Source organism: Clavibacter sepedonicus, from assembly GCF_000069225.1.
GTDB lineage: Bacteria > Actinomycetota > Actinomycetes > Actinomycetales > Microbacteriaceae > Clavibacter > Clavibacter sepedonicus.
This window is the reverse complement of sequence record NC_010407.1, coordinates 2,531,292-2,554,727: the sequence shown is the minus strand read 5'-3', so window position 1 is coordinate 2,554,727 and position 23,436 is coordinate 2,531,292. Positions and strand designations below refer to the sequence as shown.

22 protein-coding genes and 1 pseudogene are annotated in these 23,436 nt (G+C 70.0%); 9 read left to right on the top strand and 14 right to left on the bottom strand.

Annotated elements, in window-relative coordinates; genetic code table 11:
- The first annotated feature begins 69 nt into the window (after positions 1 to 69).
- On the top strand, positions 70 to 1,143 hold the full coding sequence (gene ychF / locus CMS_RS11875) for a redox-regulated ATPase YchF (RefSeq protein WP_012299681.1): 1,074 nt from the start codon (positions 70 to 72) through the stop codon (positions 1,141 to 1,143).
- A gap of 99 nt (positions 1,144 to 1,242) precedes the next feature.
- On the opposite strand, the gene CMS_RS17155 is transcribed toward ychF, so the two are convergent.
- From CMS_RS17155 to CMS_RS11855, 6 genes are all read right to left on the bottom strand, one after another.
- A complete protein-coding gene (locus tag CMS_RS17155; protein WP_133064109.1) occupies positions 1,243 to 2,004 on the bottom strand; it encodes a hypothetical protein in 762 nt (253 codons plus the stop codon).
- A gap of 34 nt (positions 2,005 to 2,038) precedes the next feature.
- Positions 2,039 to 3,376, bottom strand: coding sequence for an AAA family ATPase (locus tag CMS_RS16695; protein WP_012299679.1), 1,338 nt, complete (start codon positions 3,374 to 3,376; stop codon positions 2,039 to 2,041).
- 457 nt (positions 3,377 to 3,833) lie between these two features.
- The gene (locus CMS_RS11870; protein ID WP_041464661.1) at positions 3,834 to 4,601 is read right to left on the bottom strand and encodes an SCO1664 family protein; all 768 of its coding nucleotides are present in this window, start codon (positions 4,599 to 4,601) and stop codon (positions 3,834 to 3,836) included.
- Complete coding sequence (locus tag CMS_RS11865) at positions 4,601 to 5,158, bottom strand: DUF3090 domain-containing protein (RefSeq protein WP_041464660.1); 558 nt, start codon at positions 5,156 to 5,158, stop codon at positions 4,601 to 4,603. The genes CMS_RS11870 and CMS_RS11865 overlap by 1 nt, the downstream gene beginning before the upstream one ends.
- 23 nt (positions 5,159 to 5,181) lie before the next feature.
- Positions 5,182 to 5,874, bottom strand: a complete 693-nt coding sequence (locus CMS_RS11860) for a histidine phosphatase family protein (RefSeq protein WP_012299676.1) — start codon at positions 5,872 to 5,874, stop codon at positions 5,182 to 5,184.
- A 44-nt stretch (positions 5,875 to 5,918) separates the two neighbouring features.
- Entirely contained in the window at positions 5,919 to 7,325 is a 1,407-nt protein-coding gene (locus CMS_RS11855; protein ID WP_012299675.1) for an amino acid permease, read from the bottom strand.
- Positions 7,326 to 7,640: 315 nt separating this feature from the next.
- On the opposite strand from CMS_RS11855, the gene CMS_RS11850 reads away from it, so the two are divergent.
- The gene (locus tag CMS_RS11850; protein WP_223842788.1) at positions 7,641 to 7,940 is read left to right on the top strand and encodes a TlpA disulfide reductase family protein; all 300 of its coding nucleotides are present in this window, start codon (positions 7,641 to 7,643) and stop codon (positions 7,938 to 7,940) included.
- Here CMS_RS11850 and CMS_RS17150 read toward each other — a convergent pair.
- Positions 7,888 to 7,998 (bottom strand): annotated as a pseudogene (locus CMS_RS17150) (IS481 family transposase); the annotation flags it as partial. The gene CMS_RS11850 and the pseudogene CMS_RS17150 sit on opposite strands and share 53 nt — an antisense overlap.
- 192 nt (positions 7,999 to 8,190) lie before the next feature.
- Here CMS_RS17150 and CMS_RS16690 point away from each other — a divergent pair.
- The 3 genes from CMS_RS16690 to CMS_RS11835 all read left to right on the top strand — a co-directional run bounded on the left by CMS_RS16690 (position 8,191) and on the right by CMS_RS11835 (position 12,056).
- Entirely contained in the window at positions 8,191 to 9,153 is a 963-nt protein-coding gene (locus CMS_RS16690; protein WP_012296866.1) for an IS481-like element IS1121 family transposase, read from the top strand.
- A gap of 171 nt (positions 9,154 to 9,324) precedes the next feature.
- Positions 9,325 to 10,695: a hypothetical protein gene (locus CMS_RS11840; protein ID WP_012299674.1), complete on the top strand. Its 1,371-nt coding sequence runs from the start codon at positions 9,325 to 9,327 to the stop codon at positions 10,693 to 10,695.
- A complete protein-coding gene (locus CMS_RS11835; RefSeq protein WP_012299673.1) occupies positions 10,692 to 12,056 on the top strand; it encodes a polysaccharide biosynthesis tyrosine autokinase in 1,365 nt (454 codons plus the stop codon). The genes CMS_RS11840 and CMS_RS11835 overlap by 4 nt, the downstream gene beginning before the upstream one ends.
- On the opposite strand, the gene CMS_RS11830 is transcribed toward CMS_RS11835, so the two are convergent.
- The 5 genes from CMS_RS11830 to CMS_RS11810 all read right to left on the bottom strand — a co-directional run bounded on the left by CMS_RS11830 (position 12,046) and on the right by CMS_RS11810 (position 14,915).
- Positions 12,046 to 12,291: a VOC family protein gene (locus tag CMS_RS11830; RefSeq protein ID WP_158309444.1), complete on the bottom strand. Its 246-nt coding sequence runs from the start codon at positions 12,289 to 12,291 to the stop codon at positions 12,046 to 12,048. The genes CMS_RS11835 and CMS_RS11830 overlap by 11 nt on opposite strands.
- A 17-nt stretch (positions 12,292 to 12,308) precedes the next feature.
- Positions 12,309 to 13,055 (bottom strand): hypothetical protein, encoded by a 747-nt coding sequence (locus CMS_RS11825; protein ID WP_012299671.1) that lies wholly within the window; start codon positions 13,053 to 13,055, stop codon positions 12,309 to 12,311.
- Positions 13,052 to 13,696, bottom strand: coding sequence for a helix-turn-helix domain-containing protein (locus tag CMS_RS11820; RefSeq protein ID WP_041465026.1), 645 nt, complete (start codon positions 13,694 to 13,696; stop codon positions 13,052 to 13,054). Before CMS_RS11820 ends, CMS_RS11825 begins: the two co-directional genes overlap by 4 nt.
- Before the next feature lie 77 nt (positions 13,697 to 13,773).
- A complete protein-coding gene (locus CMS_RS11815) occupies positions 13,774 to 14,313 on the bottom strand; it encodes a phosphoribosyltransferase family protein (protein ID WP_012299669.1) in 540 nt (179 codons plus the stop codon).
- A gap of 98 nt (positions 14,314 to 14,411) precedes the next feature.
- Positions 14,412 to 14,915 (bottom strand): helix-turn-helix domain-containing protein, encoded by a 504-nt coding sequence (locus CMS_RS11810; protein ID WP_012299668.1) that lies wholly within the window; start codon positions 14,913 to 14,915, stop codon positions 14,412 to 14,414.
- Between the two features lie 310 nt (positions 14,916 to 15,225).
- Between CMS_RS11810 and CMS_RS11805 the strand changes: the two genes are divergently transcribed.
- A complete protein-coding gene (locus tag CMS_RS11805) occupies positions 15,226 to 16,338 on the top strand; it encodes an FAD-binding domain-containing protein (protein ID WP_198433866.1) in 1,113 nt (370 codons plus the stop codon).
- Between the two features lie 124 nt (positions 16,339 to 16,462).
- On the opposite strand, the gene CMS_RS11800 is transcribed toward CMS_RS11805, so the two are convergent.
- On the bottom strand, positions 16,463 to 17,125 hold the full coding sequence (locus CMS_RS11800; RefSeq protein WP_012299666.1) for a hypothetical protein: 663 nt from the start codon (positions 17,123 to 17,125) through the stop codon (positions 16,463 to 16,465).
- A gap of 214 nt (positions 17,126 to 17,339) precedes the next feature.
- Positions 17,340 to 19,283, bottom strand: coding sequence for a glycosyltransferase family 2 protein (locus CMS_RS11795; RefSeq protein ID WP_012299665.1), 1,944 nt, complete (start codon positions 19,281 to 19,283; stop codon positions 17,340 to 17,342).
- 158 nt (positions 19,284 to 19,441) lie between these two features.
- On the opposite strand from CMS_RS11795, the gene CMS_RS11790 reads away from it, so the two are divergent.
- The 3 genes from CMS_RS11790 (at position 19,442) to CMS_RS16685 (ending at position 23,424) form a co-directional block, all read left to right on the top strand.
- Entirely contained in the window at positions 19,442 to 20,491 is a 1,050-nt protein-coding gene (locus tag CMS_RS11790) for a glycosyltransferase family protein (protein WP_012299664.1), read from the top strand.
- 262 nt (positions 20,492 to 20,753) lie between these two features.
- Positions 20,754 to 22,364, top strand: a complete 1,611-nt coding sequence (locus CMS_RS11785; RefSeq protein ID WP_012299663.1) for a lipopolysaccharide biosynthesis protein — start codon at positions 20,754 to 20,756, stop codon at positions 22,362 to 22,364.
- 97 nt (positions 22,365 to 22,461) lie between these two features.
- Positions 22,462 to 23,424: an IS481-like element IS1121 family transposase gene (locus CMS_RS16685; protein ID WP_012299003.1), complete on the top strand. Its 963-nt coding sequence runs from the start codon at positions 22,462 to 22,464 to the stop codon at positions 23,422 to 23,424.
- The last annotated feature ends 12 nt before the right edge of the window (positions 23,425 to 23,436 follow it).

Sequence of the window (23,436 nt, the reverse complement as noted above, 5' to 3'; positions counted from 1 at the left end):
CGATCTCGGGACGCCCGCCGCGTCCGCCGGTCGGGGGAGGAGGCGAGGTGCCCCGTACGATGGACTCCCGTGGCACTCACTATCGCGATCGTCGGTCTCCCCAACGTCGGCAAGTCGACGCTCTTCAACGCCCTGACCAAGAACCAGGTGCTCGCCGCGAACTACCCGTTCGCGACGATCGAGCCGAACGTGGGCGTGGTGAACCTGCCGGATCCGCGTCTCGAGGTGCTCGCCGGCCTCTTCGGCAGCGAGAAGATCCTCTACGCGCCCGTCTCCTTCGTCGACATCGCGGGCATCGTCCGCGGCGCGAGCGAGGGCGAGGGCCTCGGCAACCAGTTCCTCGCGAACATCCGCGAGGCGGACGCCATCGCCCAGGTGGTCCGCGCGTTCACGGACGAGGACGTCGTGCACGTCGACGGCCGCGTCGACGCCGCGAGCGACATGGAGACCATCAACACCGAGCTGATCCTCGCCGACCTGCAGACCCTCGAGCGCGCCGAGCCGCGCTACGAGAAGGAGCTGAAGACGAAGCGCATCGAGCCCGTCGTGCTCGAGACCGCGAAGGCCGCGCGCGAGTGGCTGGATTCGGGCAAGCCGCTGTCGGCGTCCTCCATCGATCTGGATCCCGTCCGCGAGCTGGGCCTCCTCACCGCGAAGCCCTTCATCTACGTGTTCAACGTCGACGAGGACGTGCTCGGCGACACGGCCCGCCTCGCCGAGCTGGCCGCCCTGGTGGCGCCCGCGAAGGCCGTGTTCCTCGACGCGAAGATCGAGTCGGAGCTCATCGAGCTCGACCCCGAGGACGCCGCCGAGATGCTCGCGTCGACGGGCCAGGAGGAGTCGGGCCTCGACCAGCTGGCCCGCATCGGCTTCGAGACCCTCGGCCTCCAGACGTACCTGACCGCAGGCCCCAAGGAGACGCGCGCCTGGACCATCGGCAAGGGCTGGAAGGCCCCCCAGGCGGCCGGCGTGATCCACACCGACTTCGAGAAGGGCTTCATCAAGGCCGAGGTCATCTCCTACGACGACCTGGTCGAGACCGGCACCATCGCCGAGGCCCGCGCCAAGGGCAAGGCCCGCATCGAGGGCAAGGAGTACGTCATGCAGGACGGGGACGTGGTGGAGTTCCGGTTCAACAACTGAGCGTCCTCTAGAGAACGCTCGCCGCCGCCCCCCAGTACCAAAATACGCGCTCTTTACATCGTCGGATGCACCTTGCTCACATCGTCTGCCAACTTTATATTAGGCAGCGATATGTTCCCGAACCCTTCGTACAATGGCAAGCTCCGTAAATACAGCTCTGTCAATTGAAAGTTCGAACAGATCATCCATTTTGTGTGCCACTTTCTTGTCACCGCGGCGCGAGCAGCAGACGGAAAGGGCCGCGAGAAAATCATGGCTGTTCACTAGTAGTGCGTGATCGATGCTTTCTGTCGCTTCCTGGGTTGCGGATGCAACTGACGCCGAAGTCGCTACTCCTGCCTTAGAGCGCAGAATCGCAAGGTCTGCAATCGAATTAATATGCGCTTCGCAAGACTCGCCGTGCATGACAATATGCACGGGAAAATTTTGCATAGTTAAATCGTACTGTTTTGATACCGACGTATACCGTGTGCCGCCAATTAGCAACGCCATATCCCAGGCCCGTCGAAGACCTTCATCTACCCCTAGGGTGGAACCCTCGAGGTAGCGTCGAGCGATCCTCGTCATGCTCTTAGGATCGGCAAAATATGCATCCATATAAAGGTCGTAATACTCAGCGGCGATCACATTTGATGCGAAGTTAGTAATGGCTCCTGTCAACCGATCGAAGTCGGCATTGACAACAAAAAGAGCGCTTGGCAGTTCGTCAATAGCTAGCTTGCTGGCCTCAAGTAAGCTGTCCTTGCCGTATTCTACGACAAGGTCAACATCGGCCTGCAGGACGAAGTCGGCAAGGAGATTGAAGTCACTCTCGCCCTCTACTACGACGACCTTGAAGTGCTCTTTGTCAGCCTCCATCATCAACGCATTGAAAAGATCTGTACCATCTAGGTCGTCAAGCATCTTCGCCGGGCCCAAGCTCTACAGTTCGAGACCACCAGCGGCCAATGATTTGAGGTGAATGGGTCGCCACAATGAATCGAAATCCCCTAAGTTCAGCAACTCGAGCCACGTCGGCCAGGAAGTGTTTTTGCCACGTTACGTGCAATGAAATTTCAGGTTCGTCTATAAGGACCAAAGTTCCCGGATGAACACGGAATAAGAGGTTATACATAAGCACGAGTTCGTGCTGTTCGCCGGTCGATAATCCACTGGCAGGAATGCTTTGCCCGGTAGTGAGGGATTGGACCGTGAGGCCGTCATCTGCATTGACTCGAATTTCTTTGCGCAAGAAACGGGCATTTACCAGCTCTACGAGTAGAGTAATTCGTTGAAGAAGATCATCGAATGTTGCCAACTTGGCAGCGTTGTCCTTCAAGTAGGTCGTCAATACGGCACGTTGCCAGTCCTGCAACCTCTGGTCAGGGAGCGGAACATCCATTTCGGCGGATGTCAATCCAATTTCCACTAAGCGCCGTCGCTGTATGTCTTGCTGAAGGTACTCGTGGCGGATAGCTTCTTCTGATAATGTGTCCTGAACATGCTGGGCAATAATTCGGCCTGGGAAGGATCGATCCAAGCGTTGTGACGCCAACGAATTCTCGGCGAGGGAGCGTTCAATGCGCTGCCTTAAGTCACCTGCGTAGGCTTCGACGTTCCATTTTGGCGACGATTGAGAGTTCGATCGAGCGCGATTGGTGGGAGGAGGGATAGTCGCGAGTCTCTGGGTCTCGATCAGGTATGTCGCATTTCGGTCTAGAAACGCTTGCAGTTGCTCTGGCGGTTGAGCGCGAGCATACGCTCGGGTGCGAGGAGTTCCGTATCGCATGCGTAACTCCGCATAATCGATAATTTCGCCATCGCCAGGATCTCGCCAGAGATCCGAAGATCCTGGGATGGGGATGTAAGGCGTCATTTTTTGAATTCGACGACGAAGGTTTATATCATCCTCGACGGGAGCGAGCCACTCTATGATGTCGTTCTGCCGCGGCGAAGCATATCTGTAGACAACCTTCTCCGTCGGCTCATCGTCGGGAGCGTTAGGATCCGGGAAATGAACCAGCTTCTCAACTTGTAAGTAGTCCCCGTCATCAGCTCTGAGTTCAAGAGTTGCAAACCAAGCGGTTGCCAGTCGCCCCATATCAACATTGATCGCGGCGTTGATGAGCTCAAGAAACTTGGTTTTTCCAACGCCATTCAACCCGTAAGCAATGGCAAACTCCCAGTCGGCTTCGAGGGAGATGGTGTGGTCAAATTCACCTACAAGGCCAGTAACGGATGCTGATGATATCAAGAAATCCTCAGTTCTTTATGCTCTTGTTGGGTGGCTGTCGATTTACGCTTGGATGTCGGTAGTATTGCGTGAAGGACAAGGGGTCCCTCGTGCCTTGCTGGAAGGGCAGGGACCTAGCTTGCTCTTCCTTCTCTATAGTGGCGTACTGATTGGGGCTGACGTGTCCCCAATACGGGTCAATCGAAGGATTCTAGCGATCGGGATGTCCTCCAGATAGGCGGCTTGAGCGCCGCCGGCGTCATGCCAGTGGACTTGGACCTGGGCTGCCTGAAGACGAAGGGCGTGTCCCTCCACGACTTGGTCGAGACGGAACGCATCGCCGCAGGGTGCACCAAGAGCAGCGCTCGAGCCAGGCGCAAAGAGTAAGTCGTGCAGGACCGCAAGATGGTGCAGTTTCGGTTCAGCGCCTGAGCCCGGTACGGGGCCCCGCTCTTGGCGACCCGTTTTCGGCGTGCCGCTAGAACAGCGGCCAGGGCACCGCGGACTGCTGCCCAGCGGGCGCCGGGAAGCGCGCCTCGGCACGCAAGCGAGTGCATCGCTCCGCCAACGCCGCGACCTCCTCCGCCGTCAGCAGCTCCGCCAACTCCCGCCCCAGCTCCCCATCCAGCCCGGCGAGCACCCGATCCACACCCTCGAGCTCCTCCGCCGTCAGCGGCTCCCCGACCCACCCCCAGAGCACCGTCCGCAGCTTGTGCTCCTCGTGGAACGTGAGCCCGTGATCCACCCCGAAGCGGTGCCCATCGGGCATCGCGAGCACGTGGAAGCCCTTGCGGTCGGCGTTGTTGACGATCACGTCGAAGACGGCCATGCGGCGGAGCGCCGGGGTGTCCTCGTGGATGAGGGCGACCGTGTTGCCGTCTTCGTCCTCGCCGCCGAGCACGGTCTTGTAGCCGGTCTCCGGCACCTCGTCGACGGGGAGCAGGTCCACGGCGTCCTGGTCGGGATCCTCGTCCTGCCAGAGCTGCACCATGCCTTCGCCCGCGGGGCCGTCGCGCAGCCACGTGCGGGGGACGATGCCCCAGCCGAGCGCCTCGGAGACGATGCAGGCGGCGACCTCGCGATGCGCGAGCACCGCGTCGGGGAAGTCCCACAGCCGGTTCTCGCCGCGGATCGGCTTGTAGACGACGACCGTGTCGCCGATGGTGCCGAGGAACGTCGCGTTCGACGCGGTGCGGATGCGGCCGGTGAGGATCAGCTCGCCGTCCAGCGGGTCCGTCTCCGACATCATTCGTCGGGGAAGGTGTGAATGTGCCCGTCGGGGTCGATGGGGTAGCCGCACAGGGCGCAGATCGGGCGGCCGGCGCCGACGATCTCGTGGGTGCGCTTCGCGAACGCGCGGGCCGCGCCGACGGGCATCCGCACCACGAGCATCTCGGTGTCGGCTGCGTCGTCGTCGGCGCTCGGCAGGTCGAAGTCGTCGCTGTCGTCGTCCTCCGCCAGCGGGTAGGCCTCGATGACCACCTGGGCCTTCGTCGGATCCCAGCCGAGGCCCATGGCACCGGTGCGCCAGCGCTCGTCGACCTCCTCGAGCGGGTCGTTGTCGACGAGCTCCGGGGGCGTGCTCTCCGGGATGCTGAACGGGTTGCCCTCGACCGTGACGAGCTGGTCGAGGATCTCGTCGATCTTCTTGGCGAGCAGCGCGGACTGCTGCTTCTCGAGGGCGATGGTCACGAGCTGCGGGCCGGAGCGCACCTGGAAGTAGAACGTGCGCGCGCCCGGGAGGCCGATGGTGCCGACCACGGCCCGGTCGGGCCAGTCGAATTCGAGGGCTCGTGTGGGCATGCGTCCACTCTATGCGGGGAGGATCACGGCGTCGTGTGCCCGGCGCCGCCGCCGACCGGCGCATCGCCCGCTCCGGTGCCCGCCGCGAGCCACGAGAGGTCGCCCGCGTCGGTGTTGGTCGCGTGCACGGTCGGTCGGCCCGCGCCGTAGCGGACGATGGAGAGGGACGCGGGGCCCACGTCGATGCGCTGGAACAGGTCGAGGTGCATGCCGTACGCGTCGGCGAGGATCGACTTGATCACGTCGCCGTGGCTCACCGCGACCCACACGGCGCCCGGCCCGTGCTCGGCCTCGATGGCGGCGTCGTGCCGGCGGATCGCCGCGACCGCGCGCGCCTGCATCCCGGCCATGGACTCGCCGCCGGGGAAGACGACGGCCGACGGGTGCGCCTGGACGGTCTTCCAGAGGTCCTCGGTGGCGAGCGCGCTGAGCGGGCGGCCCTGCCAGTCGCCGTAGTCGCATTCGGTGAGGTCGGGGTCGACGGGCTGGGGCGGCGTGCCCTGCTGCCGCTCGAGGATGCGCTGCGCGGTCTCCCAGCAGCGCTGCAGCGGGCTGGAGACGACGGCGGCGAGCGGCACCGCGGCGAGCCGGTCGCCGGCGCGGTCCGCCTGGTCGCGTCCGGTGTCGTCGAGGTCGACGCCGGGGGTGCGCCCCGCCAGGATCCCGGTCGCGTTCGCTGTGGTGCGTCCGTGCCGCACGAGGATCACTGTCGCCATGCGGCCAGCCTAGCCAGCGGCCAGGTGCGCCCCGGCGGGCGGGATCAGGCCTCGCGTGCGGCGGGGACGGCGACCTCCGGCGCCGCGTCCGTGGTCGCGTCCGCCGGATCCACCGACCCGCCCCGCGCCTTCGTCACCACGTACAGCACCAGCACGACCGCCCACGCGACCAGGCTCAGCACGAGCTGCGGGCGGATCTCGGGGTCGAGCGCCATCTGCGCGAGCACCGCGAGGATGCCGACGACCGTGACGATCGAGAGGCCCGGGAACAGCCACATCTTGACCGGCAGGCCCGCGGATCCGCTGCGGCGGCGGAGGACGATCTGCGAGATGGAGATCAGCAGGTAGACGAACAGGATGATCGCGCCCGAGGAGTTGAGCAGGAACAGGAAGACGGTGTCGGGGGAGACGGCCGCGGCGATCACGCAGAGGAAGCCGACGACCGACGAGAGCAGGATCGCCGCGCGCGGGACGCCGCGCTCGGTCACCTTCACCAGCCGCGCAGGGGCCTCGCGTCGGGCCGCGAGCACGAAGAGCATGCGGCTCGCCGTGTAGAGGCCGGAGTTCAGGCACGAGAGCACGGCGGTGAGGACGACCGCGTTCATCACGTCGCCCGCGAACGGGATGCCCATGCGGTCGAACGCGCTCACGAACGGGGAGGCGCCGAGCTCCGTGGAATCCCAGGGGAGGATCACCGCGAGCAGGAAGAGCGAGCCGACGAAGAAGAGGGAGATGCGGAGGATGACGGAGTTGGTCGACTTCCGGATGGCCTTCGCGGGGTCCTTCGACTCGGCGGCGGCGATCGTTGCGATCTCCGCGCCGACCATCGAGAAGATCACCACGACGACCGAGGAGAAGATCGCGCCGACGCCGTTTGGGAAGAAGCCGCCGTTCGCGACGAGGTTCGAGAAGTCGAGCGAGCGGCCCGGCCAGATGCCCATCACGTAGAGGCTGCCGAGGCCGAGGAACAGGATGATCGCGGCCACCTTGATCCCCGCGAACCAGTACTCGAACTCCCCGAACGCGCCGACGGAGATGAGGTTGGTGGCGGTCATCAGCGCCATGAGGCCGAGGGAGAGGAGCCAGAGCGGCGCGTCGAACCAGTACGTGAGGGCCTTTGCGCCGGCGACCGCCTCGAATCCCACGACGATGACCCAGAAGTACCAGTAGAGCCAGCCCATCGAGAAGCCGGCCCAGCCGCCGAGCGCGTGCCGGGCGTAGTCGGTGAAGGAGCCGGTGCTGGGGTTCGCGGTCGCCATCTCGCCGAGCATGCGCATCACCAGGATGATCAGCACGCCGGAGATCGCGTAGGTGAGGAACGCGCCGGGGCCCGCGCCGTTGATCACCACCCCGGATCCCACGAACAGGCCTGCGCCGATGACGCCGCCGATCGCGATCATGGTGAGCTGCCTCTGCGTGAGGCTCTTGTGCAGCTGCGGTGCGGATGGCATGGAAGCCTCCGTGCGTGTCGGCGTTCGCGGGTGGGGGATCCTCCCGCTCGACCGGCGACGCGTCGGGCCGGGAGGTGCTGAGCACGATACGCAGGGGTGGGACGCGGCCGCGAAGTGTTCACATGAGCTTTACATTCGGGCGGCGGGCCGGGCGGGTCGGGCACGCGTGGCGGCTCCGCGAGGCGCGCGACATAGCATGACGGCGTGCCCCGCCGCTCCCTCGCCGCCGCCGTCGCCCTCGTGGCGGCGATCGCGCTCGCGGGCTGCACGGCGACCGACGACCTCGCGCAGCGCTCGCGTTCGGGTGATGGGGTCATGTCGGGCGACGGCCGCGTGACCGAGTTCACCTCGGACGACCGCGGCGAGCCGGTGTCCTTCACGGCGGAGGACCCGGCGGGCGCGACGGTGACGGCCGACCAGTTCCGGGGCAAGGTCCTCGTGGTCAACTTCTGGTACGCCGAGTGCGGTCCATGCCGGGTCGAGGCTGCGGACCTCCGCGATGTGAGCGCCGCGACCGCGGACACCGCGACGTTCCTCGGCGTGAACACGAGGAACTCGGCGGCGAGCACTGGAACCTCTCCGCCGCACGCCGGACCGGCCACCCGTCCTCGATGATCAACCGGGCAAGCCGAACCCTGCCCGCGGGAGTGAACGGGGCGTTAGCGTGAGTCACGAAGACCTCCGGTGATGACGTGTGCTTGGTAACTCACATCGTCCCGGAGGTCTTCGCTATCCGCCCCAGCGTTCACAACCTCCCGAGGAACTACGGTGTACTCGGCCGTGACGTTGGTGACACTTCGGGGCGTGTGAAGAGGCCTCCTGGCTTGATGGAGCTGTTCAGTTCAACCATCGCCAGGAGGCCTCGATGTCCCACGGTAATGCTCGTCTGACGGTTCACGGGAGGGTTCTCCTCGTGCGGCGGGTGGTGGAGGATCGTCGGCCGGTCGCGCACGTCGCGCGGGAGCTGGGGGTGTCGCGGCAGTGCGCGCATCGATGGGTGAACCGGTTCCGTGCCGAGGGGCTGCGAGGGCTGACGGATCGGTCATCGCGGCCCCGGTCAGTACCGAGGCGAACGAGCCCGGAGCGGGAACGGGCCGTGCTGGAAGCGCGGGCCCAGTTGCGGGCGGGTCCTGCGCGGCTGGCGCCGGTGACAGGTGTTCCATCCCGTACGATCTCCCGCATCCTGCGCCGGCACGGGGCGCCGCCGTTGGCATGGTTGGACCCCGTCACCGGGGCCGTGATCCGGGCATCCCGGTCAACGGCGCACCGGTATGAGCACGAGCATCCGGGTGATCTGATCCACGTGGACGTGAAGAAGCTCGGGAGGATCCCGGACGGAGGCGGCTGGCGGGTCCACGGGCGCAGCGAGCAGGTCCGCGGCCGCGGGATCGGGTTCGATTACGTCCATGCCGCGGTCGATGACCACACCCGTCTCGCCTACGCGGAGATCCATCCCGATGAGAAAGGCGCGACCGCGGCCGGGTTCCTGACCCGCGCAGCGGCGTACTTCGCCGGGCGCGGGATCACCCGGATCGAGCGGGTCATCACGGACAACGCGTTCGCCTACCGGCACTCGACCGCGTTCAAGAACGCCGTCCAGGACCTGGGCGCGCGGCAGAAGTTCATCCGCCCGCACTGCCCCTGGCAGAACGGCAAGGTCGAGCGCTTCAACCGGACCCTCGCGACCGAGTGGGCCTACCGGCAACCCTTCACCAGCAACCAACACCGCGCCGACGCGCTTGACCCCTTCATCGAGCACTACAACACTGAACGAATCCACTCAAGCCACGGGCTCACGCCCGCGGCCCGAGTGTCACCAACGTCATGACCCAGTACAGCTAGGAGCCGGATGACGACGCCCCGGCGGGCGGGTCCCACGCGGACCCGCCCGCCGGGCATCGCACTGAGATGATCGACAGGGCCGTCCAGCGGCCGGGGGAATGAGAGGGGGAGTCATGGCGCCGTCACGCCTGCGCGCGCTCCCGGGGGAGGGGACGCGATGAGCGCCCTGCTCGCCGGATCCGGCCTCCAGACCCTGCTCGTCCTCGGCATCGCGCTCGCGGGCGGCGCGCTCCTGCTGCTCGTCCTCCGGCGCATGCCGCGCACGGCCGTCGGCCTCTGGCTGGTCGTGCTCTCCTTCGTGCCGGTCTGGTCGGGGGTGCCGCTCGGCGGCTACCACCTCCCGCCGTCCACGGTCGCGGCCGTGCTCGTGATCCTTGCGATCGTGCCCGTGCCGGGCTTCCGGGTCTCCCCGCTCGACGTGCTCGTCGTGCTGATGACCGCGGCCGGGTTCGCCGGTGTGGTCGTGGGTGGCGGCGCGGGCATCGGCATGTCCACGCTCGTCACGTTCCTCACCTACGCGCTGCCGGGGTACCTGCTCGGGCGGCTGGCGGCGCACCGGATCGGCATGGCATCGCTCGAGCGGATCGTCGCCGTGGTCTTCACGGTCGTCGCCGCGCTCGCGATCGTCGAGTTCGTCACCGGCTGGAACCCGTTCGTGCTCCTGCCCGGGAACGCGGGCCTCCGCGAGACGTGGGCGACGCTGCAGGGGCGCGGCGGCATCGTCCGGGCGGAGGGCGCGTACGGGCACTCGATCGCGCTCGGCTCGGCGCTCGCCATCGCGATCCCGCTGACGCTCGCGTCCCGCTTCGGCCTCGTGGCGCGCCTCGGGATGACGGCCGTGATGATGCTCGGCGCGGTCCTCACCTTCAGCCGCGTCGGCATGCTCGGGGCGGTGCTGGGCCTCGTCCTCTCCATCGTCTTCCTCCGCGACGCGATCTCCATCCGCGTGCGCGCGACCGTCACGGCCGGCATCGTCGTGGTCGCGGCCGCGGTCGCGCCCTTCGTGCAGTCCGTGTTCGACGACGCGGGCACGGAGGCGAGCGCCAGCTCCGACTACCGCGGCGACCTCTACGGACTCGTGCCCGGGATGGGGATCCTCGGCACGACCCCCGAGGCCCACCGCGGCAGCGACGGCCGCGTCTTCTTCGGGCCGTTCCGCTCGATCGACAGCCAGCTCGTGCTCACGGGCCTCACCTTCGGCCTGCTGGTCGCGGGCGCCGTGCTCGTCGCCCTCGCGGTCGGCGTCTGGCTGGTCCTGCGGGGGCACGCGACCGCGGCCATCATCGCGCTCGTCGCGCAGATCCCGGCGCTCGCCTCGGTCGCGCTCATCACGCAGTACGCGACGCTCGTGTGGTTCCTCGCGGGGGTCGCGGCGACCAGCCAGATCCTCCGCCGCGACGCCGTGCCCCTGCCCGCGCCGCCGCCCGGCCCCGCCGCGGCACCGGCCGACGCCGACCTCGACGCCCACCCCGATCCCGCCCGCACCACCGCCCCGCAGCTCCTACCCGGAAGAACCCCCTCACGATGACGCTCCACGAGTTCACCGCCCTGCTCCGCCGACTCTGGTACGTCGTGGTCGCCGCCACGCTCGCGGGCGGCGCGGTCGCGTTCGGCCTGTCCCAGCTGGCGACGCCCGTGTACACCGCGCAGTCCCGCCTCTACTTCTCGCTGAGCAGCGGATCCAGCGCGAGCGACCTCAACCAGGGCGCCACCTACACGCAGAGCCAGATGCTGTCGTTCGGCGAGCTCGCGGAGTCGCCCGCGGTGCTGGAGCCCGTGATCACGCGCCTCGGCCTCGACGTGACGCCGCAGGAGCTCGCGCGCGCCGTCACCGTCACGACGCCGCAGAACACCGTGATCATGGAGATCAGCGTCACCGAGCCGTCGCCGTCCGACGCCGCGCAGATCGCCAACGCGGTCGCCACGAGCCTCCGCGACACCGCGGAGGCGTACGCGCCGAAGGGGGCGGAGGGGTCGACCACCGTCTCGGTGCGCGTGATCCAGGAGGCCCCCGAGCCCCAGAGCCAGTCGGCACCGAACAGCCGCACCAACACGCTCGCGGGCCTGCTCCTCGGCCTCCTCGCGGGCCTCCTCGGCCTCGCGCTCGTGCGCCTGCTCGACACGCGCGTCCGCTCCGCCGAGACCGTCGCGCACCTGACGTCCGCACCGCTGCTCGGGTCGCTCGAGCGCGAGCGCGGCGTCACGGGCCTCGCGATGGCGCTCCGCCCGCTGTCGACCGCAGCCGAGGGCTTCCGCCAGCTGAAGGCGAACCTGCGCTTCGTGCTCCTCGGCGACCGGTCGTCGAGCATCGTCGTGACCTCGTCGATCCCCGGCGAGGGCAAGTCCACGGTCGCCGCGAACCTCGCGCTGTCGCTGAGCGAGGGCGGGCGCCGCGTGCTGCTCGTCGACGCCGACCTCCGCCGTCCCGTCGTCGCGCAGTACCTCGGGCTCGAGGGCGACGCGGGCCTCACCACCGTGCTCGTCGGCCAGGCGCTGCTCGAGGACGTCGTGCAGCCCTGGGGCGACGGCACGCTCCACGTGCTGACCAGCGGCGAGATCCCGCCGAACCCGAGCGAGCTCCTCGCGTCGAACCGCATGGAGGAACTGGTCACGCGCGCGAAGGCGGACTACGACGTGATCGTGATCGACACCGCGCCGCTCATCGCCGTCGCCGACGCCGCCTTCGTGGCGCGCATGACCGACGGCGCGATCGTGGTCGCCGACCAGACGCGCGTGCACCGCGCCCAGCTCTCCGAGGCGCTCGACGCGGTCGAGAAGTCGGGCGGATCCGTGCTGGGCGTCGTGCTCAACAAGGCGCGCCCCACGAAGGACAAGCGCGCGTACTACCGCGCGGAGGCGGGGCAGGCGGGGCAGGCGGTCACTCGCTGATCCCGGCGTCCTCGGCGGAGGTGCCGAGCACGCAGGACTCGTCGCCCTCCGGATCGGCGGGCACCGCCCATCCGTCGGTCGCGCGGCGGTCGGTCGCCCGACGGTCGTCGACCATGCGCGCCCCGAGCGCCAGGATCCGCTCCACCTCGGCGTCGCGCGTCGTGCCGGCCGGGCGGAGGCACAGGTGCAGGCGGTTCTTCATCGACTTCGACTCCGTGACCCGGAGGAACACCATCCATCGGCCTCCCGCTCTCACTCCAGGACGAACTGATCCCGGACGATCCCGATCGTCTCCGCATCCACGCCGACGCTGAGATGCAGAGGCGGGCGGGCGAGGACCATCGCGAACGCGGCCCGGACCCTGGCCACCTCAGTTCTGGTGACGTCTTCGCCGACTCGGTCGCCTCGGGTGACGAGGGAGGCGAGGATCGAAAGGTCGTTGAGGTGGCGGTCCGCCTTGGCGCCCTCGCCGATCAGCATTGCGGACGCCTTCGCGACGATGGCCCCCTGAAGCGTCGGCCGAATGACGGTCCCGGTGACTCCCTCGACGGCGACCTCGATCACTTCGGAGCGATCGAGAGCGCCTTGGCCGCCAGGTGCGGCGATGGTGCGGCCGCCCGTGACGCCGGTGCGATTGTCCGCGCGCTCTCCCAGGAAACGCGGAATGAGGACATCGATCTGAGCGTCACCCTTCACCCAGCGGTGCTGCACACCCTTCATGCCTTCGAGGATCGACGGCGACTCGCCTGCGGACTCGTAGCCGAGGTCGGTGAGGGTCTTGGTGAAGTCGAAGAGCATGGTCGGCTGGGCGCGGATGTCGAGCACGGCGTCCGCGTCCTGCGTGGGCCGGGGCGGGCTCGCCTCGCGCTCCCAGCAGAGCGAGTGGACCATCTGCCCGCCGACGAGCGCCCAGCCCTCCGGGTGCGCCTTGTAGACCTCGAAGAGCGCGTGCCACGCCTCAGCCTGGGCGGGGGTCATGGCTGGCGCGGTGATGGTCACGTGTCGACCTCTCGGAGGAGTTCGGCTACGCGGGAGCGCTCGCGGACGCCGTCATGTTGCGCGAGGTCTACGAGGAGCATCCCGAGGGGCAGAGGTGACGGTGGTCTCTCGTCGGCGAGGTGCAGGAGGACGTTGGGCCTCTCGGATGGGCGGAGCAGGTATGCGCGGCGGATCGCGGCGGCGTCATCCTTGGCGACGCGGGCTTCGAGCTGGCCTGCGGCGGCGATCCCGGCGCGCGGATCGCTGAATCCGGACTTGACGATGCGTTCATCGGCGGCGAGATCGGCGAGGTCGCTGGCAGCGACCTGGAGCTTCAGAGGCGCCTGCTCGCGGACCCAGGCACCGAGGATGCGGTCCGGCTCGGGGCTGTGCATGAGTTCGTCGCGGTAGCTGCGGAGGCGTGCGCGTTCGGATGCCGAAAGCCCTTCAGGGGCGTCTCCGGAGAGGATCGCCAGGAGGTTCGCGCGCATCCGGTCGGCTAGCGGGCGGGAGGCTGCGGGGCGGTGCGCGCAGGACTGGTCGATGAGCCACTGCCTACCCACCTGGCGGGCCGGGATGGCGCCTTGCTCGATGAGCGCGCGCACGCGACGAGGGGACACTCCCGCACGCTTGGCGAACTCGGCAACGCTCTCTTCAGGCATGCACACAAGCGTACCGGTAGCGGTAGGGATGTGTATAGGGTTGCCCATCGCGCTTCAGCAGGGCCCGTGTCGACTCCTCAGGGAAGTCCGGACGCCGAGACGATCGAGCTGATGGGCGGCAGCACGTGCCGCACGTCCTCGCTCGCCTCGTCGACGATCACGGCGACGGCGGTCAGCTCCGCTCCCGCGGTCGCGATCAGGCGCTGCGCTGCCACGGCCTGACTCCCGGTCTCGATCCAGTCATCGACCAAGCCGACCCTCTGGCCCGTCGAGAAATGGTCGCGTCTCGCTTCGAAGACCTGCGTCCGGCCGCGATAGTCCGGCGTGCTCCGGTGTCGGATCACGTCGCCGGGGAACTTCACACCGTTCTTGCGGATGGGGGAGAACCCGAGTCCGAGGGCGATCGCGACCGCTGGTCCGAGAACGAAGCCTCTCGCCTCGATGCCGACGATCACGTCGAGCTCCCGGTCGGCGAGCAGGTCGGCCAGTGCATGCACGACGGCACGCAACGCGGCCGGGTCGCGCAGCGTCGTCCAGGTGTCCGCATCGCCGTCGATCCACTGGAAGCGCTCGAGGACGTGTCGGCGGCCGAGGAGCTGCGTCGCGTGATCGACCATGCCGCCACCGTAGCGGCGGGCCCGTCGACCGGTCCGGTGGTCCGCGGAGGGACCCCTTCCCGGGACACGTCGGCGCGGCGTGACCCGATGCGTTCGTCCTAGGTCCGCGCGTCCGATGTCGGTTGCTTCCGGTCGCGCGACAGCGGGTAGCGGCGGTACAGGCGCGGGCTGACGATGACGAGGAACAGGAAGAGCGAGAGCAGCCACCCCGCGATCCAGTAGGCGGGGATGAGGAAGATCGCGAGGTTGTGGAACGCGTCCGAGGCGACGCCGACGATCACGGCGATCGTGAACAGGGCGCCGATGCCGTAGTAGAGGGCCTCGAGTCCGTCGGTGATCGTGTCGCGGCGTTCCTGCTGGCGCGCGGCTCGCGCGTCGAGGCCGGTGACGGCGCGTCCGTAGTCGCTCTCGTCGACGGTGGTGAACAGGTCGCGCACCTGGACCTCGAGCGCCTTCGCGACGCGGGTGAGGGTGTCGAGGCTGGCGTCGTTGCCGGCCTCGAGACGCTGCACCGTGCGGACGGTGATGCCGCTGGTCTTGGCGAGTCTCTCCTGGGTCCAGCCGCGCTGCGTGCGGAGGTCGGTGACCCGTGTCTCGTTCATGTTCCCCACGGTAGGGGCGGGCATCCGTCCGGGACACGACATCCACCCGACGATGACCCGACATCCGCACGACGCGGCGCGAAGCGCGGTCGCGGCCACCCCATCGAGGGGGCTCAGGCGGATTCGTCCTATCCGCTCGGCGTGCGGTGAGGGGCGCGGTCAGCTCTCCCCCCGCGCATGGCCGGAGGATGGCGGCATGTTCATCCCGACCAGAGCCGCCGGCCTCGAAGCGCTGCACGATTTCGTCGATCGTGCCGGACCCGCGTACGCGCGCGACCGCAATCACGACCTCGGGGCGTCTCGGGACAACGTGTCCGGATTGTCCCCGTACCTCCGGCACCGGCTCGTGACCGAGCAGGAGGTCGTCGCGGCGGTCCTGGCACGGCACAGTCTGAGCGCGGCGGAGAAGTTCGTGCAGGAGGTGTTCTGGCGCACCTATTGGAAGGGGTGGCTGGAGCAGAACCCGGAAGCCTGGCGCCGCTACCGCCGGGACGTGGAGGAGCTCACGGCCGGTGATCTCCCGACGGGGTACCTCGATGCGGTCGGCGGGCGCAGCGGGATCGACGCGATGGACGCGTGGGTGCGCGAGCTCGTCGAGACCGGGTACCTCCACAACCACACGCGCATGTGGTTCGCGAGCATCTGGATCTTCACCCTCGGCCTGCCCTGGCAGCTCGGCGCCGACTTCTTCCACCGGCACCTCCTCGACGGCGATGCCGCGTCCAACACCCTGTCCTGGCGGTGGGTCGCGGGTCTGCAGACCCGGGGGAAGACGTACCTGGCGTCCGCGGCCAACATCGCCCGGTACACCGAGGGCCGCTTCTCCCCGGCAGGTCTCGCCGTGACCGCTCCGGCGCGCACGGAGGAGCCCCTTCCGCCGCGGGCCGCCCTCGACCCGGAGGATGTCGTCGGGACGGTGGGGGAGCGGACCGGTCTCCTCCTGCACGAGGAGGACCTGGAAGCGGAGAGCCTCCTGGCCGAGAGGCCGGGGCTCGTCGATCAGCTCGCATCGAGCGCGGTGTCCGCCGACGCGGCGGAGCGGTCCCCTCTCGCGGTCTCGGATGCGGTCCGCGACTTCACGACGGCGGCGCTCGCCGATGCTGCATCTCGCACGCACGACAGCAGCGGACGGCCCGCGCGCGTGCTGGCCGATGCGGGATGCGAGACGGTGATCGACTGGGTGCGGTCGGATCGGCTCGACACCGTCATCGTCCCCTACGCACCCGTCGGGCCCGTGCAGGAGCGTCACGACCGGCTCCGTCGTGCCCTCGCCGACGAGGGGGTGGCGATGGTGACCGTGCGACGCCGATGGGACGGCACCGCGTGGCCCATGGCATCGCGCGGCTTCTTCCCCTTCCGCGAGCGCATCCCCGCGCTGGTGCGCGACCTGGGGACGGCGCCCGATGCGGGCCGGCTGTTCTGACTCGTCGTCCCCAGGCTGGCGCTGCCTCCTCGTGCGGAGGTCGCGAGGCACGTGACCGAGCGCCGGCGCGCCGAAGACCACGGGACCGAGCGGCGGACCCCGCGACCGACCGCCGCGTCGTCCGCTACTGGAACACGACCACCGGCGACCCGGCGTCGCGCGCCACGACCACGCTGATCGCGTCGGCGGAGGCGGCCGGCACGCTGAACACGTAGTCGCCGGTCGCGGACGCGCCGGGCTCGAGCGAGCCGCGGATCACGGTGTCGGAGTCCGCGGGCGTCGCGGGCGTGCGGTCGGCGCCGTAGAAGACGTTGACGGCCACGGAGTCGACCGCGACGGTCTCTCCCGTGACGTTCACGAGCTCGAGCCGCACGTCGACCGCGTCGCCGCTCAGCTCGCCCACGCGTCCGCCGTCGGTGCTGGTCGGCGTGACGGAGACGATGCGCGCCTGGATCGAGCCGGGGAACGTGGCGGTCTCGTCGAGGCCGACCGTGGTCGCGACCTCCTGGCCGAGGGCGCGGGTGTCGCCGTCGGGGAGCAGGGCGGGGGCCTCGGTGGCCCCCGCGGTAGGGGCGACCTCCGACCAGTCCTTCGTGTCGGCGGCGGCCGCGGGGGCGTCGGATCCGGATCCGTTCACCACGACCGTGCCGACCACGGCGGCGACCGCGAGGACGGAGGCGGCGCCGATCACGGCGACGGTGGTGCGGCGGGTGCGGGCGCGGCGGCTGCGCTGTTCCGGGCTGCGGCGCGGACGCAGGTCGGACGGGGTGCTCTCGGGTGCGGGCATGGCCTTCTTCGCTCGTCGGGTACGGCGGAAGACGGGCCCGACGACCAGGGCGGGTCGGCGGCGCGGGGCGGGCGGGCGATGGGTGGTCGACCGACGCAGGATTCCGGGTCTTTTGCCCTCGCATCGTACGTCCGGCACCGCGCGCCGACGAGCCCCCCGTCCAGGGGAGGCCGCCGCCGGACGGGCCGCCGCCGGACCGGCCGCGTGGATCCGCTCAGTCGCGCCGCGCGTACTCCTGGTACGACCAGCCGAACGCGCCCGCGACCATGCCGGCGCCGCGCGCGAGCGTGCGGGTGCCCTTCGCGCGGTGCGCGACGCTGCCCGTGACGGCACCCACCGCGATCCGCCCGGTGCCGCCGAGCGCGCGCACGAGCCCGCGCGCGGTCGCCTCGGCCCGGATCCGCGTGCGTGCGGCGGGCGAGGCCGGCGCGAGCGCGACGGAGGTGAGGCTCCACGAGTTCCCGCTGCTGAAGGCGCGGAGCACCACCCAGCGGCGCGTGGTGCGGGCGCGCGGCACCACGTCGACGACGCCCGCCTCGGCGCACCAGGTGAGGAGCGCGCCGGCCGCGACGAGCTGGCGGGTGAACAGCGTGTCCTCGCCGCCCTGCGTGCCGAGGTCGACGTCGAAGCGCAGGCCCGCCGTCCGTACGGCGCGGAGGTCGAGCAGCAGGTTGTTGGTCGCGGCGACCTCGAGACGCGTGCCCGTCGCGGGTCGGCGGCGCGTGAAGAAGCCGCCCGCGCGCACCCACGCATCCGGCTCGACCTCGTACTCGCTGCGCACGGGGCCGGCGACGCCCGCGCTGCCCGTCGCCTGGCGGGCGCGGACGAGGGCGGCGAGCCACCCGGGATCCGGCCGCTCGTCGTCGTCGAGGAACACGAGGAGGTCGTCGTCGCCGGCCGCGTCGAGCGCGCGGTTGCGGGCGGCGGAGATGCCGGGCGTCGGCTCGTGCACGTAGGCGATCGGCACGGGGGAGTCCGCGGCGGCGTCCTCCACGGCCGCGCCCGCTCCGCCCGCCGGGTCGTTGTCGACCACGACGATCCGCACGGAGCGGGGGAGCGTGCGGTCGGCCTCGGCGGCCTCGCGGAGGTCGGCGGCCTGCGCGGCGACGAGCGGGAGCACGGCGCGGATGTCGTCGGGCCGGCGGTAGGTGAGGATCGCGACCACGAGCGAGGAGGCGGGCGCGACCGGGCGAACGGGCGCCGCGGGTGCCGCGGACGTCGGCGCGGGCGACGGCATCGCGCGCCAGCCACCGGAGAGCCGGTACCCGTCGCGGATCCCCCGCACGGCCGCCGTCACGGGCGCCACCGGGTGCGCGAACTGCCGCCGCCCGCCCTGCAGCAGCACCTCGTACGCGATCACGGGCGTGAGCAGCCGCCAGCGGCGGAGCGCCGGGGCGTCGAGGTGCCGGGCCCCGTAGAGGAGCCGGTTGCGGATGTTGTGGTAGTAGTACGTGCCCGACTTGGCCTGGCCCGCGCTCTCGTGGCCGGCGCTCTGCGTGCCGCCCTCCGCGTGCACGGCCACGGCCTGCTCCACGACGGCCAGAGATCCGCCGGCCTCCACGACCTTGCGCGACAGGTCGACGTCCTCCCAGTACAGGAAGTAGTCGTCGGAGAAGCCGCCGACGCGGGTCCACAGCTCGTCGGTCACGAGCAGGCACGCGCCCGTGAGCCACGGCTCGACCGCCTGGCCCGGGTGCTGCGCGCGGCGGGCGGCGGAGCGGATCCGGCCGTCGGCGAGGTACAGGTCGGATCCGCGGAACCACGTGCTGCCGTCGGGCCGGAGGATCAGCGGGGCGACGAGCGCGAGCGGATCCGCGGCCACGACGCCACGCAGCACCGCCAGCTGGTCGGGCTCGATCGTCGCGTCCGGGTTGAGCAGCAGGAACTCGCGCGCACCGAGGTCGCGCACCGCCGCGACGCCGATGTTCATGCCCGTGCCGAAGCCCGTGTTCGCGTCCGGGTACACGCCGTGCACGCGCGTCGACGGATGCGCGGCGAGCTCCCGCACGCGCTCCCGCTCCGCATGGGTCGTGCGGTTGTCGACGACCACGAGCAGCGCGTCGTCGAGGCGCTCGACCAGCGGCAGCACGTTCTCCCGCACGAGGTCGGCGGATCCGTAGTTGACGACCACGACGGCGAGGAGGGCGGGGCGGGGCATGCGGGTCCCATCGGTCGGGCGTGCGGCGGGGCCTCGCCTGCGGAGCGGCCCTCGGGGTCCGCCCTCGGGTGGGCGGGTGGTGGCATAGTCTATTTCCTCGACCGATGACCCCGAGGGCGCACCCGACGACCCGCCGCCGGTCATCCGCCAGGAGCGCCATGTCCGTCCCCGCCCGTCCACCCGGCCGCGACCTCGTCGTCCTCCAGTCGTCGCAGGCGCCGCGCCCCACGACGAACCCGTACATCGTGATGCTCGGCCGCGCGCTCGCCGCCACCCCCGGCGTCCGCCCGCTGCACTTCAGCTGGCGCACCGCGCTCCTCGGCCGCTACGACGTCTTCCACGTGCACTGGCCCGAGATCCTCGTCGACGGGCACAGCCCGCTGAAGAAGGCCGTGCGCCAGGCGCTCACGGTCGCCCTCCTCGCGAAGCTGACGCTCCGGCGGATCCCCATCGTCCGCACCGTGCACAACCTCGAGCGGCCGCAGGGCATCAGCCGCCGCGAGTCGCTGCTGCTCGCGCTCATGGAGCGGATGACGACGCTGCGGGTGCGCGTGAACCCGATCACGGAGATCCCCGCCGACCAGCCTCACGTCACGATCCTGCACGGCCACTACCGCGACTGGTTCCGGGACGAGCCGCGCGCCGACGCGGAGCCCGGCCGCCTCGGCTACGTCGGCCTCGTCCGCCGGTACAAGGGCGTCGAGCAGCTCGTCGCAGCGTTCCGCGGCGCCGGCGACGCGGGCGCCGATCTCTCCCTGCGCATCGGCGGCAATCCCTCCTCCGAGGAGCTGGCCGGCACGATCCGCGCGCTCGCCGCGGGCGACGACCGGATCCGCCTCGACCTGCGCTTCCAGTCCGACGCGGAGCTCGTCGACATCGTCACCTCGTCCGAGCTCGTCGTGCTGCCGTACCGCTTCATGCACAACTCCGGCGGTGCGCTCGCGGCCCTCTCCCTCGACCGGCCGGTGCTCGTGCCCGACAACGCCGTGAACCGCGCGCTCGCCGAGGAGGTCGGCCCGGGCTGGATCCACCTCTTCGACGGCGATCTGACCCCCGACGAGCTGCTGCGCGCGACCGAGGCCGTGCAGACGGGCGCGCGCGCGACGGCGCCGGACCTCCGGGCGCGCGACTGGGACCGGGCCGGCGCCCAGCACGCGTCCGCGTACCGGCGCGCGCTGCGGATCCGCCGCGGGGTCGAGCGGGGCTGAGCCTCCCCACCCGTTCTGGGGCTGGATCCCCGCCACCGCGCGGTTAGCATCGGACAGGGCCCGCGTACCCGGCGGTCCCGCCGACACCCGAGCTCGCGGTGATCCGGCCGTCACCCGCGGCCGACCCGATCGCCACCCCCTCCTCGACCCGACGACGGAGCCCCATGCATCCCGCCCTGCCCGGCGACCCCTCCTCCGCGCCCGCCCCCGCCGCCGATCCCGCGGCGGACGCAGCCGCCTCCCGCGCTGCTGCCCCGGCCGCGTGCCCGCCTCGCCCGCGTCCGCCCCCGCTCCCGAGACGCCTCCCGCCGCCACGCAGGGCCTCGGCGCCCGCGCGGCCCGGGGCGCGATCGTCACGATCGGCGCGCAGCTGATCCGGATCCTCATCCAGGTCGCGTCCGTCGTCGTCCTCGCCCGGCTCCTCACGCCCACCGACTACGGCCTGCTCGCGATGGTGCTCGCGATCATCGGCGTCGGCGAGATCTTCCGCGACTTCGGCCTCTCCAACGCGGCCATCCAGGCGCGCGACCTCAGCCGCACGCAGCGCGACAACCTCTGGTGGATCAACGCGGGCATCGGCCTCGTGCTCGCCGCGCTCGTCTTCTGCGCCGCCTGGCCACTCGCGGCGGTCTTCGGCCACGACGAGCTGATCCCCATCGCGCACGCCCTCAGCCTCACCTTCGTCTTCAACGGCCTCGCCACCCAGTACCGCGCGAGCCTCACCCGGAGCCTCCGCTTCCGCGCGCTCGCGACGGCCGACGTCACGGCGCCCGCGGTCGCGCTCCTCGTCGCCGTCGGCGGCGCGCTCCTCGGCTGGGGGTACTGGGCGCTCGTCGCGCAGCAGCTCACGCAGACGCTCGTGCTGCTGGGGCTCGCGGTCGGCTTCGCCCGGTGGATCCCGCGCCTCCCGCGCCGCGGCGAGCCCATGGGCCCGCTCCTGCGGTTCGGCTGGAACATGGTCTCCAGCCAGATGGTCGGCTACGTCAGCAACAACATCGACACGTTCCTCGTCGGCCTCCGCTTCGGCGCCGGCTCGCTCGGCATCTACAACCGCGCGTTCCAGCTCCTGATGACGCCGCTCGCGCAGATCCGCAGCCCCCTCACCACGGTCGCGATCCCCGTGCTCTCGCGCCTCGCCGACGAGCAGCGCCGCTTCGCCGACTACGTCGCGCGCGGCCAGCTCGCCCTCGGCTACACGCTCGGCGCGGGCCTCGGCCTCGTCGCCGCGACGGCCGTGCCGATCACGGCGGTGTTCCTCGGGCCGCAGTGGGACAGCGTCGCGCCGATCCTCCGCCTCCTCGCCATCGCCGGGATCTTCGACACTCTCGCCTTCGTCGGCTACTGGGTCTACGTGTCGCGCGGCCTCACGGGCGACCTCTTCCGCTTCTCGCTGCTGAGCGCCGTGATCAAGATCAGCTGCATCCTCATCGGATCCTCCTTCGGCATCGTCGGCATCGCCGCCGGGTACGCCGCGGCCCCCGCCATCTGCTGGCCGATCTCGCTGTGGTGGCTCTCGCGCAAGGCCCCGATCCCGACGCGCCGGCTCTACATGGGCGCCCTCCGGATCATCGGCGTCGTGGGATCGGTGAGCGTCGTGACGGGCGCGCTGCTCGCGATGGTCGACACCGGATCCGACGCGCTGCAGCTCCTCGCGGGCGTCGGCACGACCGCGGTGCTGTACGCGCTCGCCGTCGCGCTCGTCCCGGCCGTGCGCCGCGACGTACGCGGGGTGCTCGACCTTGCGCGCGTGCTGCCGAAGGCCCGTCGGGGGAGCGCGGCGTCCGCGCCCGCGCCCGATTCCACGACCGATCCCGCGCCCGCCGGCGACCCGGCGTCCGACCGGGCGGACGCCCCCGCCCGCGTCCCCTCCTAGCTGTACTCGGCCATGACGTTGGTGACACTTCGGGGCGTGTGAAGAGGCCTCCTGGCTTGATGGAGCTGTTCAGTTCAACCATCGCCAGGAGGCCTCGATGTCCCACGGTAATGCTCGTCTGACGGTTCACGGGAGGGTTCTCCTCGTGCGGCGGGTGGTGGAGGATCGTCGGCCGGTCGCGCACGTCGCGCGGGAGCTGGGGGTGTCGCGGCAGTGCGCGCATCGATGGGTGAACCGGTTCCGTGCCGAGGGGCTGCGAGGGCTGACGGATCGGTCATCGCGGCCCCGGTCAGTACCGAGGCGAACGAGCCCGGAGCGGGAACGGGCCGTGCTGGAAGCGCGGGCCCAGTTGCGGGCGGGTCCTGCGCGGCTGGCGCCGGTGACAGGTGTTCCATCCCGTACGATCTCCCGCATCCTGCGCCGGCACGGGGCGCCGCCGTTGGCATGGTTGGACCCCGTCACCGGGGCCGTGATCCGGGCATCCCGGTCAACGGCGCACCGGTATGAGCACGAGCATCCGGGTGATCTGATCCACGTGGACGTGAAGAAGCTCGGGAGGATCCCGGACGGAGGCGGCTGGCGGGTCCACGGGCGCAGCGAGCAGGTCCGCGGCCGCGGGATCGGGTTCGATTACGTCCATGCCGCGGTCGATGACCACACCCGTCTCGCCTACGCGGAGATCCATCCCGATGAGAAAGGCGCGACCGCGGCCGGGTTCCTGACCCGCGCAGCGGCGTACTTCGCCGGGCATGGGATCACCCGGATCGAGCGGGTCATCACGGACAACGCGTTCGCCTACCGGCACTCGACCGTGTTCAAGAACGCCGTCCAGGACCTGGGCGCGCGGCAGAAGTTCATCCGCCCGCACTGCCCCTGGCAGAACGGCAAGGTCGAGCGCTTCAACCGGACCCTCGCGACCGAGTGGGCCTACCGGCAACCCTTCACCGGCAACCAACACCGCGCCGACGCGCTTGACCCCTTCATCGAGCACTACAACACTGAACGAATCCACTCAAGCCACGGGCTCACGCCCGCGGCCCGAGTGTCACCAACGTCATGACCCAGTACAGCT